The organism is Campylobacter sp. US25a (assembly GCF_004379075.1).
GTDB classification, from domain to species: domain Bacteria; phylum Campylobacterota; class Campylobacteria; order Campylobacterales; family Campylobacteraceae; genus Campylobacter_D; species Campylobacter_D jejuni.
This window is the reverse complement of sequence record NZ_RYYM01000093.1, coordinates 1-462: the sequence shown is the minus strand read 5'-3', so window position 1 is coordinate 462 and position 462 is coordinate 1. Positions and strand designations below refer to the sequence as shown.

1 pseudogene is annotated in these 462 nt (G+C 28.8%); it reads right to left on the bottom strand.

Annotated elements, in window-relative coordinates:
- Nucleotides 1-462: pseudogene (locus tag ELQ12_RS09880) on the bottom strand (autotransporter outer membrane beta-barrel domain-containing protein); the annotation flags it as partial.

Sequence of the window (462 nt, the reverse complement as noted above, 5' to 3'; positions counted from 1 at the left end):
TTCATTATTTCCTATTTTTTTAGTTAAATCATTTTTAATCAAAGCAGCTTTACCTTGAGCTTTGATATAAACTTCTTGACCTTTTTCTGTAGTAAATAAGGTATTAAAGTATTTTAAACCTGCATAATAGGTTCTATTATTAATATCAAAATAAGTTGAACCCATTTTTGTATCTTCATAACCTGCATACACACCATATATTCCACTGTCTTTTAAAGCAGAATAACCTATAATGGTTCCTTTGGTGTGTCCTTTACTTTCTTCATTTAAAGAAAGTTCAACATTCTGTGAAGAAGTATAAGGAAGGATGAATAAAGAATGTTCTTTATTAGAACCATAGCTTCCATTATTTAAATCGCTCTTTATATAATCACTTGCATCTGCATATAAATTACCCTTTTCAGACATAGCAATGCTTTGAGATTTGCTTGAAGAAGCTAAAGCAAAAGTTTGCATAGAATT